Origin of the sequence: Ancylobacter tetraedralis, from assembly GCF_014195655.1 — a bacterium.
Lineage (GTDB): Bacteria > Pseudomonadota > Alphaproteobacteria > Rhizobiales > Xanthobacteraceae > Ancylobacter > Ancylobacter tetraedralis.
The window spans coordinates 110,431-125,141 of the sequence record NZ_JACICD010000006.1; the positions used below are offsets into that span (position 1 = coordinate 110,431).

Genomic DNA, 14,711 nt, shown 5'->3' on the forward strand with positions numbered 1-14,711 from the left:
GGTGCTCGGCTTCGGCGCCACTTTCGCCATGGCCGCCGCCGCTGGCGTGGCCGTCGCCAACATCTATTACAACCAGCCCATGCTGGCGGTGATCGAGCAGGACCTGCCCGGCCGCCTGTCCGGCGCCATCCCCACGGCGACGCAGCTGGGCTATGCCGCCGGCCTGTTCCTGCTGGTGCCGCTGGGCGATCTCGTGGAGCGCCGCCGGCTGATCGTCATCCAGTTCACGCTGCTGGCCGTTGCCCTCGCCTTCGCCGCGGTGGCACCGGCCTCACTGGCCATGGTGGCGGCGTCGCTGATGATCGGGCTGCTCTCCACCGTCGCCCAGCAGATCGTGCCGCTGGCGGCGCATCTGGCGGCGCCGGAAAAGCGCGGCGCCACGGTCGGCACCGTTCTGGCCGGCATTCTCACCGGCATCCTGCTCAGCCGCACGCTGGCCGGCTTCGTCGCCACCCATGGCGGCTGGCGGGAAATGTTCTGGCTGGCGGTGCCGATGGCGCTCGCGGCGGCCGCGCTGATGGCCGCGATCCTGCCGCACAGCCCGCCGGATTCGACCATGAGCTACGCAAAGGCGCTGCGCTCGATCGGCCATCTCTGGACCGAATTCGCCGCGCTGCGTCGGGCGGCGGTGACGCAGGCGGCGCTGTTCGCGGCCTTCACCACCTTCTGGACCATCCTCGCGTTCCAGCTGGAGCAGCCGCAATTCGGCTTCGGCGCCGATATTGCCGGCCTGTTCGGCCTGGTCGGCGCGGTCGGCATCCTCGCCGCCCCGCTCGCCGGTCGCTTTGCCGACAAGCATGGCGCGGCGGGCACGGTGCTGGTCGGCGCGCTGGTCACGCTGGCCTCCTGGGCGGTGTTCGGCCTGTGGGGCTCGCTGATCGGCCTGGTGGTGGGCGTCGTGCTGCTGGATTTCGGCATGCAGAGCGCCCTCGTCTCGAACCAGCACATCGTCTTCGCCCTGCGTCCTGCGGCGCGGGCCCGGCTCAACACCGTGCTGATGGGGGCGATGTTCCTCGGCGGCGCGGCGGGCTCGGCGGCCTCCACCCTCGCCTGGAACGCCGGCGGCTGGACCGCGGTGAGCCTGCTGGGCACCGGCTTCGCGGCGCTGGCCGCCGGGGTGCAACTGCGCGAAGCGCTCCGTCCCCGGGGCTGATCTAAGGGAAGGACACCACCATGAAGCCCACCCGCATCCTGATCGTCGGCGGTTCGATCGGCGGCCTGTTCGCCGCCAACCTGCTCCACCGCGCCGGCTTCGACGTCACGGTGTTCGAACGCTCCGTGCACGGGCTGGAGGGGCGGGGCGCCGGCCTCGTCGCCCAGCGCGAGGTGTTCGACATCCTGCGCGAGGTCGGTGTCGAGCGCCTCGCCCATTTCGGCGTGGTGGCACAGGAGCGCATCCACCTCGACCGCTCCGGTGCCGTCCTCCAGCGCCAGCACGCCCCGCAGACCCAGCTCTCCTGGGACGTGCTGTTCCGCACCTTCCGCGATCTGCTGCCCGCCGAGCGCTATGTCGGCGGCCGGCAGGCGGTGGAGCTCGGCGAGGACGCGCACGGGGCATGGATACGCTTCGCCGATGGCGGCATCGAGCGGGGTGACCTTTTGATCGGCGCGGACGGCATCGGCTCGCGGGTGCGCGGCACGGTCGCCGGGCCGGGCTCGCAGCCCGCCTATGTCGGCTATGTCACGTGGCGCGGGCTGGTGCCCGAGCGCGACATGCCGGAGGACGCCGCCCGCCAGCTGTTCGGGCGCTTCGCCTTCTTCGACGCGCCGGGCGCGCACATGCTGGGCTATCTCGTGCCCGGCGCGGACGGCTCCACGACGCCAGGCGAGCGCCGCTACAACTGGGTGTGGTATCGCGGCGTGGCGGCCGAAGCCCTGGACGCCGCCCTGACCGACATCGACGGCGTGCGCCGGCCCTATTCGCTGGCGCCGGGCCGGGTGCGGCCCGAGGCCGTGGAGACGCTGCGCGCCGATGCCGGGCGCGCGCTGCCGCCCGCCTTCCACGCGGCGGTGCTGGCGGAACGCGCACCCTTCCTCCACGCCATCTTCGACTATGCCGCCCCGCACCTGACCTCGCCTCACATCGCGCTGATGGGCGATGCCGCCTTCGTTGCCCGCCCCCACACCGCGATGGGCGTCGCCAAGGCGGCCGGGGACGCCTTCGCCCTGCGCGACGCGCTGAGCGGGCATGATGACCTCGCCGCGGCGCTCGCGGCCTATGAGGCCGCGCGGGCCCCGGCGGGACGTGCCATCGTCGCCTATGGCCAGCGGCTCGGCCGCTCGCTGGAAATCGGCTGAACGGGCGAAACGTGCCGCCACGGTCAGACCTGTCCGGGCGGCATCGCACGGCGTCATGTCATCCGGCAAGGACGCCCGCGATCGGGAAAGAAGCCAAGCCGCTCCAGGCGGACGCTGCGGCACCCTTTCGCGACAGGAGATCCCCATGGCGAACGTGCTGCCCGCCGGCCATTTCGCCCGTGACACCGCCTCGGCCGCCCCCAGGGCGCAGTCGCGCCGGTGGGGCGGCTATCTGGCACTCGGCCTCCTCCAGCTGACGGCGGCCGGTATCGCCGCCCGCGACCTCAGCGGCTCGCCCGCCGCCCTGCCCGCCGTCGCCGCCATGATGACGGTGGCCGGCGCGGCCGAGGTGGCGCACGCGCTGGCCAGCGCCGACCGGGCGCAGTGGCCGGCACGGCTTGCCGGGGGCCTGGCCCTCACCCTTGCTGGCGTACTGATGCTCACCGATCCCTCCCTCGCCGCGCTCCAGCACACGCTGGCTCTCGGCGTGCTGGCGACCCTCGCGGGCGGGTGCCGGCTTGCCGCCGCCTGGCCCCTGCGCCACCGGCGGGGCGAGAGCTGGCTGGTGGTCAGCGCGCTCGCCAGCATGGATGCCGGCATCCTCATGCTGGCCCTGTGGCCGGCGGCGCCGCTCGGGCTGCTGGGCGCCATCATCGGCGCGGATCTGGCGGTGCGCGGGGCCGGGTTCATCGCCTTCGCGCAGGTGCGGCGAGGGCAGGCGGAAGCTCGGGCGCGGCGGTCGATTCCGCATTGACGATGCCGAATGGAAAGAACCCGCCGGCAAGCTGCGCGATAGTGCCTTCCGACAGCCACGCTGTCGTCCCTCCCCTCTCCCTTTCGCGGCGGCGCCGGATCCACCTCCGACGCCGCCTCTTTTTTTGGGAGGCGGGACGAGCGCATGGCGAACGCCCCGGCACCAGCGCGAACGCCGGAATGGCCCCCGCGCGCCGTCCTCCGAGCCCCGCCGAGCACGCCGCGCCGCCATGAACGCCATCACGATCATCCTTGTCCTCATCGTCGGCGTCGTCGTCACGCACTGGTTCTCCCGCGCGCTGGGCGGGCGCATCGCGCTGCCGCTGGTGCAGATCGCCGCCGGCGCCGCGATCGGCCTCACCACCTCGTTCGGCGTGAAGCTCGAGCCGGAGATGTTTTTCGTGCTGTTCCTGCCGCCACTGCTGTTTCTCGACGGCTGGCGCGTGCCCAAGCAGGACCTGCAGGACAATGCCGTCACCATCCTGGCGCTGGCCTTCGGGCTGGTCTTCCTCACCGTGCTCGGCGTGGGGCTGCTGCTCAACCTGATGATTCCGGCCATGCCGCTGCCGGTGTGTTTCGCGCTGGCGGCGGTGCTGTCGCCGACCGATGTCGTCGCCGCCACCGCCATGGTGACCAACGTGCCCATCCCGCGCCGGGTGCTGCGCATCCTCGAAGGCGAGGCGCTGTTCAACGACGCGTCCGGCCTCGTCTGCCTGCGGCTCGCCGTCACGGTGGCGATGACCGGCACCTTTCCCATCTGGTCCTCGATCGCCGACCTCGTCTGGGCGGCGGCGGGCGGCATCGCCATCGGGCTGGCCTTCAGCCGGATGATCTCTCTCGCCAAGATGTGGATCGCGCGGCGGATCGGCGAGGACACCTCCTCGCAGATCCTCATCAGCCTCCTGACGCCCTACGGCGCCTATCTTCTGGCGGATGCGGTCCATGGCTCGCCGGTGCTGGCGGCGGTGGCGGCCGGCATCATGATGAGCCGGATCGAACTCAGCGCGCAGACGCTCGCTGTCACCCGTATCCGCCGCAACGCTGTGTGGGAGACGCTGCAATTCGCCCTCAACGGCTCGATCTTCCTGCTGCTGGGCGAGCAATTGCCGGGCATCGTCGCGCGGCTGCACGCCAGCTCGGTGGAGAGCGGCCATGCCGGGCTCGGCTGGCTGGCAATGTATGTGCTGGCGGTGTCGGTGGCGCTCGCCGTGCTGCGCTTTGGCTGGGTGTGGGTGTCGATCACCATCTGGCTGCGTCGCCATGCCGAGCAGGCCGGCGGCCGGCGCAAGCCCGACTGGCGGCTCACCCTCGCCATGTCCACCGCCGGGGTACGCGGCGCTGTCACGCTGGCCGGCGCGCTGAGCCTGCCGCTGGCGCTGCCGGACGGGGCGCCGTTTCCCTCGCGCGACCTCGCCATCCTCATCGCCGCGGGAGTGATCCTCGTCTCTCTGCTGCTCGCCAATGCCAGCCTGCCCAGCCTGCTGCGCGGCGTCTCGATGCCGCTCGAGCCGCACCCCGACCAGCAGGAGCGCGACGCGCGGATCGAGGCGGCCAAGGCCGCCATCGCCGCGCTGGCCCGCGCCGGGGCCGTGGATGGCGGCGCGAAGGGCGACAGCCTCGCGGCGGTGGCGCAGGTGGCCGACTATTACCAGCACCGCCTCGCGCAGCTGCAGCCGGAGGCGCAAGCCCTTACCCCCGCCGGCACGCTGCACGAGGAGGAGCGCCTGCATGTCGTCGGGCTGACGGCCGAGCGCGCCGCCATCGTCAACCTGGCGCGGGGCCATCGCATCACCGCCGACCTCGCCCACAAGCTGCTGCGCGAGATCGACCTCGCCGAGGAAGCCTTCCAGACCGCCGCCGACGGCTAAGGGGTGACGGCCCAGCGGGCAAACGCCATGCTTTTTTGGAATCATTATGACAAACGGGGAATATCCGGCGTGCGATCCGGGTAATGGATAGGGTGCGATGCCGGGGATCTACCCGGCCGGTCATCACGACAGCCAGCGGCGGAGTGGATCATGCCGGGAACACCTATCCGACGAGGCGATGTGGCAAAATTCGCCATCGGCGCCGCCGTCATCGCCGCGGCTACCGGCGCCTTCGCCTATACGGCGGGCTGGCTGTCGCCCGGCCGCCTCACGCCCACCAGGCTCGTCGCCGCGCTCGCCCCGCCCGGCGGGCCCGCGCTCGGCCACCGACGCAACCACGCCAAGGGCATCTGCTTCACCGGCGTGTTCGAATCGAACGGCAAGGGTGCCGAACTCTCGCGCGCCGGCCTTCTTGCCGCCGGCACCTATCCCGCGCTCGGCCGCTTCAATCTCGGCACCGCCGATCCCAACGCGCCGGACGCCACGGTGCGGGTGCGCGGGCTGGGACTGCAGCTGACGGCGCCGGACGGCACGCTCTGGCGCGCCGCCATGATCGACCCGCCGTTCTTCCCGGTGTCGACGCCGCAGGCCTTCTACGACCTGCTCACCGCCTCGCACAGCAAGGATCCGGAGGCGATGAAGGGCTTCATCGCCGCCAACCCGGAATTCGGCACCTTCGTCGGCTGGGCGAAGGGCGCGCCCTGGACGGCGAGCTATGCCGAGGACGCCTTCAACAGTCTGAACGCCTTCATCTTCGTCGATGCCTCCGGCGCCCGTCACGCCGTGCGCTGGTCCTACGTGCCGCAGGCGACGGTGACGCCGATCACCGACGCGGAGCTGACCGCACTCGGCCCCGATCACCTGGAACAGGAGATCGCCCAGCGCGTGGCGTCCGGCCCGCAGCGCTGGAACCTGGTGATCACACTGGCCGAGGCGGGCGACCCGACCAACGATCCCTCGAAGGTCTGGCCGGCGGGCCGGCGCACCATCGATGCCGGCACGCTGGTCGTGCAGAAGATCGAGGACGAGCGCGACGGGCCGTGCCGCGACATCAATTTCGACCCGACCATCCTGCCCGACGGCATCGCCGTTTCCGATGATCCCTTCCCGGCGGCCCGCTCGGCGGCCTATGCCCGCTCGTTCAACCTGCGCACGTCGGAAGTGAAGGACTATCCCTATAACGCGACCGCCACGACGGGAGCCAAACCATGACAGCCAGCGCCATGACCCGGAACGCCGTGACCGGGAGATCCACGTCCGTGACCCCGCGCTTCTCCGCCCTCCAGCGTTTGCTGCACTGGTTGATGGCGGCCTGCATCCTGGCCATGCTGTTCATCGGCGTCGGCATGAACTCGACCGTCACCCCGAAATACCTGCCGCTGGTCGAGACCCACAAGACGCTCGGCTTCGTCATCCTGCTGCTCGCGCTGATCCGGCTCGCCGTGCGCCTCGTCGTCGGTGCGCCGCCACTGCCGGCCGACCTGCCGCCGCTGATCAAGCTCGGCGCGCATCTCTCGCATTACGGGCTCTATGCCCTGATGATCGGCATGCCGCTGCTGGGCTGGGGCATGCTGTCGGCCGGCGGCTATCCGGTCGTGCTGCTCGGCCATATCCAGCTGCCGGCCATCCTGGCGCCCAGCGACGCGCTGCACACGGTGCTGTGGAACGCGCATTTCTATCTCGCCTTCGCCTTTTTCGGGCTGATCGCGCTGCACGCGGGCGCCGCTTTGTTCCACGGCTTCATCCGCCGCGACGGCGTGCTGGAGAGCATGGCATCGGTCTCGGCCCCGCGGGAGGCGACGCGGCCGGGAAAATAGCGGCCGGCGCTCCCTGTTTTCCCGGCCGGCCCCTGGCAAAGCCCCGCCCGTTGCGGAACGGAGCGGGGTTTTTCGCGTCCTGCATGCATCGTCCTGCATGCATCGCTCTGCACGCTTCGTCTTGCACCCGTCGTCCTGCACGCCGCGACGGATGCCGCTCGGGTGCTTCGGTTTTCGAACCGCCGTGCCGGCGGTGTGTCATCCCGCAACAATGGGGGCCATTGCGAAAGAACCCGGACCCCGCTCCCCGCATCATCGTCTGCAATGGGGTTATGAGTGGAGATCGATCCATGTCCGGGAAAAAGAGCATCCGACGGTATGACGAACCGGCGGGCGGCTGGGGAGCGCTCAAGGCGCTGACCCAGCACCTCGTCGAGCAGGAGATTCCAGTCAAGGGCGCGACCACGCTGTTGCGCATGAACCAGCCGGAGGGCTTCGACTGCCCCGGCTGCGCCTGGCCGGACCCCAAGCACACGTCGTCCTTCGAATTCTGCGAGAACGGCGGCAAGGCCGTGGCCTGGGAAGCCACCGCCAAGCGCTGCACGCCGGAATTCTTCGCCGCGCACACCGTTGCCGAGCTGTCCACCTGGAGCGACTACGAGCTGGAAATGGTGGGACGGCTCACCCACCCCATGGCCTATGACGAGGCGAGCGACTGCTACCTGCCGGTGAGCTGGGCGGAAGCCTTCGCCACGGTGGGCCGGCACCTCGCCGCCCTGCCGAACCCCGACATGGCGGATTTCTACACGTCCGGCCGCGCCTCCAACGAGGCGGCCTTCCTCTACCAGCTGTTCGTGCGCGAATTCGGCACCAACAACTTCCCCGATTGCTCGAACATGTGCCACGAGGCGACCAGCGTCGGGCTGCCGCAATCACTCGGCGTCGGCAAGGGCACGGTGCTGCTGGACGATTTCGACAAGACCGACTGCATCTTCATCTTCGGCCAGAACCCCGGCACCAACTCACCCCGCATGATGACGAGCCTGCGCGACGCGGCGCGGCGCGGTGCCTCCATCATCTCCTTCAACCCATTCCGCGAGCGGGCGCTGGAGCGCTTCCAGTCGCCGCAGAACCCGTTGGAAATGGCCACCCTGACCTCGACGCCGATCAGCGGCCGGCTGCACCAGGTGCGCGTTGGCGGCGACATCGCCGTCATCAAGGGCCTGATGAAGGTCATGGTCGAGGCCGACGAGGAAGCCCGCGCCAGCCACGGCATCGAGGTGCTGGACTGGGACTTCATCCGCGGCCACACCGCCGGCATCGACGCGCTGATGGCGGATGTGAAGGCCACGCAGTGGGACGACATCGAGCGCCATTCCGGGCTGACCCGCGCGGTGATCGAGGAAGCCGCGCAGATCTACATGAAGGCCGAGCGGGCCATCGTGGTGTTCGGCATGGGCATCACCCAGCACCGGCACGGCGCCGGCGGCGTGCAGCAGCTCGCCAATCTCTGCCTGCTCAAGGGCAACATGGGCAAGGACGGCGCCGGGCTGTGCCCGGTGCGCGGCCATTCCAACGTGCAGGGCGACCGCACCGTCGGCATCACCGAGATCCCCACGCCGGAATTCCTCGGCCAGCTGGAGAAGCGCTTCGGCTTCACCCCTCCGGCCAAGCACGGCCACAACGTCGTCACCGCGCTGGAGGCGATGGTGAAGGGCGAGGTGCGGGTCTTCGTCAGCCTCGGCGGCAACATCGTCGCCGCCATTCCCGACTGGGAGCAGACGCACCAGGCCTTCCGCCAGCTGGACCTCAGCGTCCACATCGCCACCAAGCTCAATCGCAGCCATCTCATTCACGGCCGCGAGGCGCTGATCCTGCCGTGCCTCGGCCGCACCGAGATCGACGTGCAGGCGACCGGCCCGCAATCCATCACGGTGGAGGATTCCATGTCGATGGTGCACGCCTCCACCGGCATGAACCCGCCGGCCTCGGACCAGCTCAAGAGCGAGCCGGCCATCATCGCCGGCATGGCCCGGGCCACGCTGGGCCGGCGCTCGGTGGTGGACTGGGAAGGCTTCATCGCCGACTACGACACGATCCGCGACGCCATCGAGGCGGTGATTCCCATTTTCGAGGGCTACAATGCCCGCATCCGCGTGCCAGGCGGTTTCCACCTGGTCTCCTCCGCGCGCGAACGCATCTGGGCGACCGCCTCGGGCAAGGCCAACTTCCTGCTCTATGCCGGCCTCGGCGAAGACCCTGCCCAGCACGATCCCGATGTGCTGTGGCTCACCAGCGTGCGCAGCCACGACCAGTACAACACCACGATCTATTCGCTCTCCGACCGCTATCGCGGCGTGTTCGGCCAGCGTGACGTGCTGTTCCTCGGCACGGCGGAAATGGAAAAGCGCGGCCTGAAGGCGGATGATCGGGTCGACCTCGTCACCGTCTGGGCGGACGGCATTGAGCGCGTCGTGCGCGGCTTCAAGGTGGTGCCCCACGCCTTCCCGAGCGGGAGCTGCGCGGCCTATTACCCCGAGACCAACCCGCTGGTTCCGCTCGGCGCGCACGATCCGCAGAGCTTCACGCCCTCCTACAAGGGCATCCCCATCCGCATCATCCGCTCGCAAGCCCGGACGGAGGCCGCCTGACCATGGATCCCGTCGCTCTTGCCCGCGCGCAGTTCGCCTTCACCATCGGCTATCACATCCTGTGGCCGACGCTCACCATCGGCCTCGCCTGCTTCATCACGCTGCTCAGCGGCCTGTGGTGGCGCACCGGTCGGGTGCTCTACCGCGACCTGATGCAGTTCTGGCTCAAGATCTTCGCGCTCGCCTTCGGCATGGGCGTCATCACCGGCGTGGTGATCAGCTACGAGGTGGGCACCAACTGGGCCGGCTTCTCGCGATCGGTCTCAAACGTCATCGGTCCGCTGTTCACGTATGAGACGCTCACCGCCTTCTTCCTGGAGGCCGGCTTCATCGGCATCGTGCTGTTCGGCCAGGGCCGGGTGAGCCGGGGCGCGCATTTCTTCGCGTGCTGCATGGTTTCGGGTGGCACGCTACTCTCCGCGACCTGGATCATCGCCTCCAACAGCTTCATGCAGACACCGTCCGGCGCGGTGGCGGATGCCCAGGGCATTTTCCACACGGTGAGCTGGTGGGATGTGATCTTCTCACCGTCCTTCCCCTACCGGCTGGCCCACATGGTGTGCGCGAGCCTCATCACCGGCGCCTTCGTGGTGGCGGGCGTCTCGGCTTTCCACATGTGGCGCCGCCACTATGTGGAGGCCAACCGGCTCGCCTTCTCCATGGCGATGTGGCTGGCTCTCATCCTGGTGCCGCTGCAGATCTTCATCGGCGACATGCACGGGCGCAACACGCTCGAATACCAGCCCACCAAGCTGGCGGCGATGGAAGGGCTGTGGGACACCACGCGCGGCCCGGCCATGACGGTGATCGCCTGGCCGGACATGGACGCGGCGAAAAACCTCTACGCCATCGAGATCCCGCATCTGGCGAGCCTCTACCTCACCCATTCCTGGGATGGCGAGGTCCAGGGCCTGAAGGCGGTTCCCGCATCGGACCGGCCCAATGTTCCGGTGGTGTTCTTCGCCTTCCGCATCATGGTCGGCATCGCGCTCATCCTGCTCGCAACCGCGATCACCGGCGCCGTGCTGCGCTGGCGCGGCCGGCTATACGGGACACGCTGGTTCCAGTTCCTCGCCATGGCCACCACCCCGCTCGGCTTCCTCGCCGTGCTGGCCGGCTGGACCACCACCGAGGCCGGGCGCCAGCCCTGGGTCGTCTATGGCCAATTGCGCACGGCCGATGCGGTCTCGCCCGTCACCGCCAACGCCGTGACGCTCAGCCTCATCGGCTTCATCGTCATCTATCATCTTCTGCTGCTGAGCTTCCTGTGGTTCGCCGGACGCGTGGCGATCCGCGGGCCCCAGCCTGGCGGCCCGGCATCCGGCACCGGCGATCGCGAGATCGAGCGCCTGCACCCTGGCATGGACCGCGCGAGCACGACACTGGTCGGCGGCCCGCTCGTCCAGCCCACCGTCGGCGCGCCGCTGGCCCCCGCCTTCTCCCTCGACAACCCGCACGGAGCCTGACCCATGCTGGCGCATCTCAACGAGATCCATGTGCTGTTCGCCGCGGCGGTGGCGTTCTGCGTGACGGTCTACGTGCTGGCCGACGGTTTCGACCTCGGAGTGGGCATCCTGTTCCTGATCGCTCCGCGCGAGGCCGACCGCGACCTGATGATGGCCACGGTCGAACCGGTGTGGGATGGCAACGAGACCTGGCTGGTGATGGGCGGCACGCTGCTGCTCGCCACCTTCCCGGCGGGCTATTACGTGCTGCTGCCGGCCTTCTACCTGCCGATCATCTTCATGCTGTTCGCCCTCATCTTCCGCGGTATCGCCTTCGAATTCCGCCTGCAGACGATCGAGTTCCGCTGGGTGTGGGACATCGCCTTCTCCGCCGGCTCGATCGTGGCAACGCTGTGCCAGGGCTTCATCCTCGGCGGGCTGATCGGCGGCGTGAACGTGCAGGACGGCATGTTCGCGGGCGGCACCTTCGATTTCGTCACCCTGCTGGGTCTTGCCTGCGGCGCGGGGCTGCTCGGGGGCTATGCCCTGCTGGGCGCCGGCTGGCTGATCTGGAAGACCGACGGGGCGACCCAGGTCTTCGCGCGGGAAGTGGCGCATGCCGCACTCATCCTCACGGCCGCCATGATGGCGCTGGTCAGCGCGTGGAGCGCCTGGAGCGTGCCGGAAGTGGCGGCGCGCTGGTTCGCCTGGCCCAACATCGCCTTCCTCGCGCCGGTGCCGCTCGTCACCATCGGCGTGCTGCTGACGATCTGGCGCGGCATCTGGACCGGGCGGGAAACCGGTACCTTCCTCGGCGCCATCGCGGTGTTCCTGCTCGGCTTCCTCGGCCTGGTGATCAGCCTGTTTCCCTATGTCGTGCCCCGCCACGTCACGGTGTGGGACGGCATCGCCGACCCGCAGGCCCTTCTGTTCGTCGGCGTGGGCGTCGCCGTCATCCTGCCCATCGTCCTCGCCTATCAGGCGCATGCCTACTGGGTGTTCCGCGGCAAGGCGCGGGTGCATCACGGCTATGGCGGCGAGGATCACGGCGCCGGCATTGCCCGCCAGCCGGCGGAGTGAGCCGGCATCCGGACACCGGAGCGGAGGCACCGGCGGGTCCGCCGGTCCTTCGGGGCCGGCGGAAGGGCCCCCTGCGGGGCGAGATGCCGCAAAGGTCATAGGGGATTTCCCTCACCGCCTCGACATAGGCAGCCGGCCTATCTTACGATCCTGCGACAGGCCATGTAGAACTGGCAGTATCATCGGACCGGTTGCCGCTTCACGGTGGCCTCCCCCCTATCGGGTATATTGATGGAACGTGTTCCCAGCCCAGCGTCGCCGCCGGAAGCCATTCGGGCGGGCAAGAAGACGCCGCGCATCCTCATGTACAGCCACGACACCTACGGGCTGGGACATATCCGTCGCTCGCGCGCCATCGCCAATGCGCTCGTGGGCGCCCATGGCAACGTGTCGGTCCTCATCATTTCGGGCTCGGCGCTCGCCGGCAGCTTCAATTTCGCGCCCGGCATCGACTTCGTGCATGTGCCCGGCATCGCCAAGAGCGAGAATGGCAGCTATGGCAGCGCCAATCTGCGCCTCGACCTCGCCGAGGTCACGGCCATCCGCGAATCACTGATCCGCCAGACCGCAGAATCGTTCCGCCCCGATATCTTCATCGCCGACAAGGAGCCGGCCGGCTTCCGCGGCGAATTGGTGCCGAGCCTCAAATTGATGGGTGCCATGGGCACGCGCCGCATCATCGGCGTGCGCGATGTGCTCGACAGCCCCGAGATCATCCGCGCCGAATGGCACGACAAGGGCGCGGTCCGCGCCATGACCGACTATTACGACGACGTGCTGGTCTATGGCTCGGAAGCGTTCTATCGCCCGCTCGACGCCATGCCGATGCCGGCGGACCTGCATGCCCGTATCGTCTATACCGGCTATCTGCGCCGCTCGGTGCCGGTCGGCAATTCCGGCGTGCGCTATCCGCGCAGCACCAAGGGCCCCTTCATCCTCGTTACCACGGGCGGCGGCGCCGACGGCGCGGGACTGATCGACTGGGTGATTTCAGCCTATGAGGCCAATCCCGACATTCCCCTGCCGGCGGTGATCGCGTTCGGTCCGTTCCTGTCCAACACTCAGCGCAGCCATTTCCAGGAGCGCATCGACCGGCTGTCCAAGGTCGACGCCATCGTGTTCGATCCCAAGATCGAACAGCTGATGAGCCGGGCCACCGCGGTGGTCGCCATGGGCGGCTACAACACGTTCTGCGAGATCCTCTCCTTCGACAAGCCGGCCTTGCTGGTGCCCCGCTCGCGCCCGCGCCAGGAGCAGCTGATCCGCGCCACGCGGGCGGAACAGCTCGGGCTGATGCGCATGCTGGTCGATCCGGTGGAAGAGGGCGCGGCGACGCGGGATCCGCAGGTGATGGCCCGCGCGCTCGAGGCGCTCGCCCACCAGAAGCCGCCCTCGCAGGCCGCCACGCCCGGCATGCTGGACGGGCTCGCCAGCATCTCGAACCATCTGGCGCCCTATATCGAGGAACCGGCGGACGCCTGCGGCGCCTCCATCGGCCTCGGGGGCTGAGGTGACGACGACGCCCTCCGCTGCCACCGCGTCGCCCCCCGCCGGCGGGACGCCTGCGCGCATCGCCATCGTGCTGAAAGGCTACCCGCGCCTGTCCGAAACCTTCATCGCCCAGGAAATCCTGGAGCTGGAGCGGCGCGGCTTCGCCTTCGACATCTGGTCGCTGCGCCGTCCGACCGATCGCTACCGCCACCCGATGCATGAGGAGATCGCCGCCCGCCTCCTCTACCTTCCGGAATATCTCAAGGACGATCCGCGCCGCGTCTGGAAGGGCCTTGTGCACGCGCTGCGCCATCTCGCCTGGCGCCCGACGCTGCGCCTCTTCCTGCGCGACCTGCGGCGCGACCCGAGCGCCGGCCGCCTACGCCGGCTCGGCCAGGCGCTGGTGCTGGCGCGCGAGATCGACCCGCGGATCCGCCATCTGCACGTGCATTTCCTGCACACGCCGGGCTCGGTGACGCGCTATGCCGCGCGGCTCACCGGCCGCAGCTACTCCTTTTCCGCCCACGCCAAGGACATCTGGACCACGCCGGAATGGGAGCGGGCGGAGAAGATCGCGGATGCCAGCTGGGGTGTCGCCTGCACGGCGGATGGCTGGAACGAGCTGCGCCGCGTCGCCGGGCCCGCGGCCGGGCGCGTGGAGCTGGTCTATCACGGGCTCGATCTCGCCCGCTTCCCCAGCCCCCCGCCGCGCACCCGCCAGGCCGACGGGCGCGACCCCGCCGACCCGGTGCGCCTGGTCGCCGTGGGGCGGGCCGTCACCAAGAAGGGCTTCGACAAGCTGCTCGACGCCCTCGCGCAATTGCCGGCAGAGTTGCACTGGCACCTCGTCCATATCGGCTCGGGCGAGCGACTCGCCGGCCTGAAGGCGCAGGCGGAGCGGCTCGGCCTGTCGGAGCGCATCGACTGGCGCGGCAGTCAGGCCCAGACGGCCGTGGTCGCGGCGCTGCGCGAGGCGGACCTGTTCGTGCTGCCCAGCCAGCCGGGCGAGGATGGCGACCGCGACGGCCTGCCCAACGTGCTGATGGAGGCGGCGACGCAGGCGCTGCCCGCCATCTCCACCCGTTTCGCCGGCGTGCCCGAATTCATCGATGACGGCGTGAACGGCCGCCTCGTGCCCCCGGGCGACGCCGAAGCGCTCGCCGGGGCGCTCGCGGCGCTGATCGGCGATGCCCCGCAGCGCCTGCGGCTCGGCGCTGCGGCGCTGGCGCGGCTGACGGCCGATTTCACCTTCGATGCGGGCATCGACCGGCTGGAAGCCCGGCTTGCCGCCTCCTCGCAAGGCGCCGGCGGTCGGCCCGTGGCCCCGCCGGCAGTTCCGGCCGAACCCCTGGCGGCCGGGCGCTGAAT

11 protein-coding genes are annotated in these 14,711 nt (G+C 69.7%); all 11 read left to right on the forward strand.

The window, feature by feature from the left end; genetic code table 11:
• Window positions 1-28: 28 nt before the first annotated feature.
• The 11 genes from FHS55_RS15960 to FHS55_RS16010 all read left to right on the forward strand — a co-directional run bounded on the left by FHS55_RS15960 (window position 29) and on the right by FHS55_RS16010 (window position 14,709).
• Window positions 29-1,153, forward strand: coding sequence for an MFS transporter (locus tag FHS55_RS15960; RefSeq protein WP_183190955.1), 1,125 nt, complete (start codon window positions 29-31; stop codon window positions 1,151-1,153).
• 20 nt (window positions 1,154-1,173) lie between these two features.
• Entirely contained in the window at window positions 1,174-2,298 is a 1,125-nt protein-coding gene (locus FHS55_RS15965; RefSeq protein ID WP_183190776.1) for an FAD binding domain-containing protein, read from the forward strand.
• A 145-nt stretch (window positions 2,299-2,443) separates the two neighbouring features.
• The gene (locus tag FHS55_RS15970; protein WP_183190777.1) at window positions 2,444-3,052 is read left to right on the forward strand and encodes an HdeD family acid-resistance protein; all 609 of its coding nucleotides are present in this window, start codon (window positions 2,444-2,446) and stop codon (window positions 3,050-3,052) included.
• A gap of 229 nt (window positions 3,053-3,281) precedes the next feature.
• On the forward strand, window positions 3,282-4,919 hold the full coding sequence (locus FHS55_RS15975) for a Na+/H+ antiporter (RefSeq protein ID WP_183190778.1): 1,638 nt from the start codon (window positions 3,282-3,284) through the stop codon (window positions 4,917-4,919).
• A gap of 150 nt (window positions 4,920-5,069) precedes the next feature.
• Window positions 5,070-6,131 carry a catalase family peroxidase gene (locus FHS55_RS15980; protein WP_183190779.1) on the forward strand — a complete coding sequence of 354 codons (1,062 nt, stop codon included), beginning with the start codon at window positions 5,070-5,072 and terminating at the stop codon, window positions 6,129-6,131.
• An 11-nt stretch (window positions 6,132-6,142) separates the two neighbouring features.
• Complete coding sequence (locus FHS55_RS15985) at window positions 6,143-6,736, forward strand: cytochrome b (RefSeq protein ID WP_183190956.1); 594 nt, start codon at window positions 6,143-6,145, stop codon at window positions 6,734-6,736.
• A gap of 290 nt (window positions 6,737-7,026) precedes the next feature.
• Window positions 7,027-9,327, forward strand: a complete 2,301-nt coding sequence (locus FHS55_RS15990) for an FdhF/YdeP family oxidoreductase (protein ID WP_183190780.1) — start codon at window positions 7,027-7,029, stop codon at window positions 9,325-9,327.
• Between the two features lie 2 nt (window positions 9,328-9,329).
• The gene (locus tag FHS55_RS15995; protein ID WP_183190781.1) at window positions 9,330-10,793 is read left to right on the forward strand and encodes a cytochrome ubiquinol oxidase subunit I; all 1,464 of its coding nucleotides are present in this window, start codon (window positions 9,330-9,332) and stop codon (window positions 10,791-10,793) included.
• 3 nt (window positions 10,794-10,796) lie between these two features.
• Window positions 10,797-11,852, forward strand: coding sequence for a cytochrome d ubiquinol oxidase subunit II (gene cydB, locus FHS55_RS16000; RefSeq protein ID WP_183190782.1), 1,056 nt, complete (start codon window positions 10,797-10,799; stop codon window positions 11,850-11,852).
• Window positions 11,853-12,083: 231 nt separating this feature from the next.
• A complete protein-coding gene (locus FHS55_RS16005; RefSeq protein ID WP_183190783.1) occupies window positions 12,084-13,361 on the forward strand; it encodes a glycosyltransferase family protein in 1,278 nt (425 codons plus the stop codon).
• 1 nt (window position 13,362) lies between these two features.
• Complete coding sequence (locus FHS55_RS16010) at window positions 13,363-14,709, forward strand: glycosyltransferase (protein WP_183190784.1); 1,347 nt, start codon at window positions 13,363-13,365, stop codon at window positions 14,707-14,709.
• The last annotated feature ends 2 nt before the right edge of the window (window positions 14,710-14,711 follow it).

Coding starts and splice junctions, on each gene's coding strand:
- FHS55_RS15960 (WP_183190955.1), top strand. CDS start 29: ATGGCCGCCGCCGCTGGCGTGGCCGTCGCCAACATCTATTACAACCAG.
- FHS55_RS15965 (WP_183190776.1), top strand. CDS start 1,174: ATGAAGCCCACCCGCATCCTGATCGTCGGCGGTTCGATCGGCGGCCTG.
- FHS55_RS15970 (WP_183190777.1), top strand. CDS start 2,444: ATGGCGAACGTGCTGCCCGCCGGCCATTTCGCCCGTGACACCGCCTCG.
- FHS55_RS15975 (WP_183190778.1), top strand. CDS start 3,282: ATGAACGCCATCACGATCATCCTTGTCCTCATCGTCGGCGTCGTCGTC.
- FHS55_RS15980 (WP_183190779.1), top strand. CDS start 5,070: ATGCCGGGAACACCTATCCGACGAGGCGATGTGGCAAAATTCGCCATC.
- FHS55_RS15985 (WP_183190956.1), top strand. CDS start 6,143: ATGACCCGGAACGCCGTGACCGGGAGATCCACGTCCGTGACCCCGCGC.
- FHS55_RS15990 (WP_183190780.1), top strand. CDS start 7,027: ATGTCCGGGAAAAAGAGCATCCGACGGTATGACGAACCGGCGGGCGGC.
- FHS55_RS15995 (WP_183190781.1), top strand. CDS start 9,330: ATGGATCCCGTCGCTCTTGCCCGCGCGCAGTTCGCCTTCACCATCGGC.
- cydB (WP_183190782.1), top strand. CDS start 10,797: ATGCTGGCGCATCTCAACGAGATCCATGTGCTGTTCGCCGCGGCGGTG.
- FHS55_RS16005 (WP_183190783.1), top strand. CDS start 12,084: ATGGAACGTGTTCCCAGCCCAGCGTCGCCGCCGGAAGCCATTCGGGCG.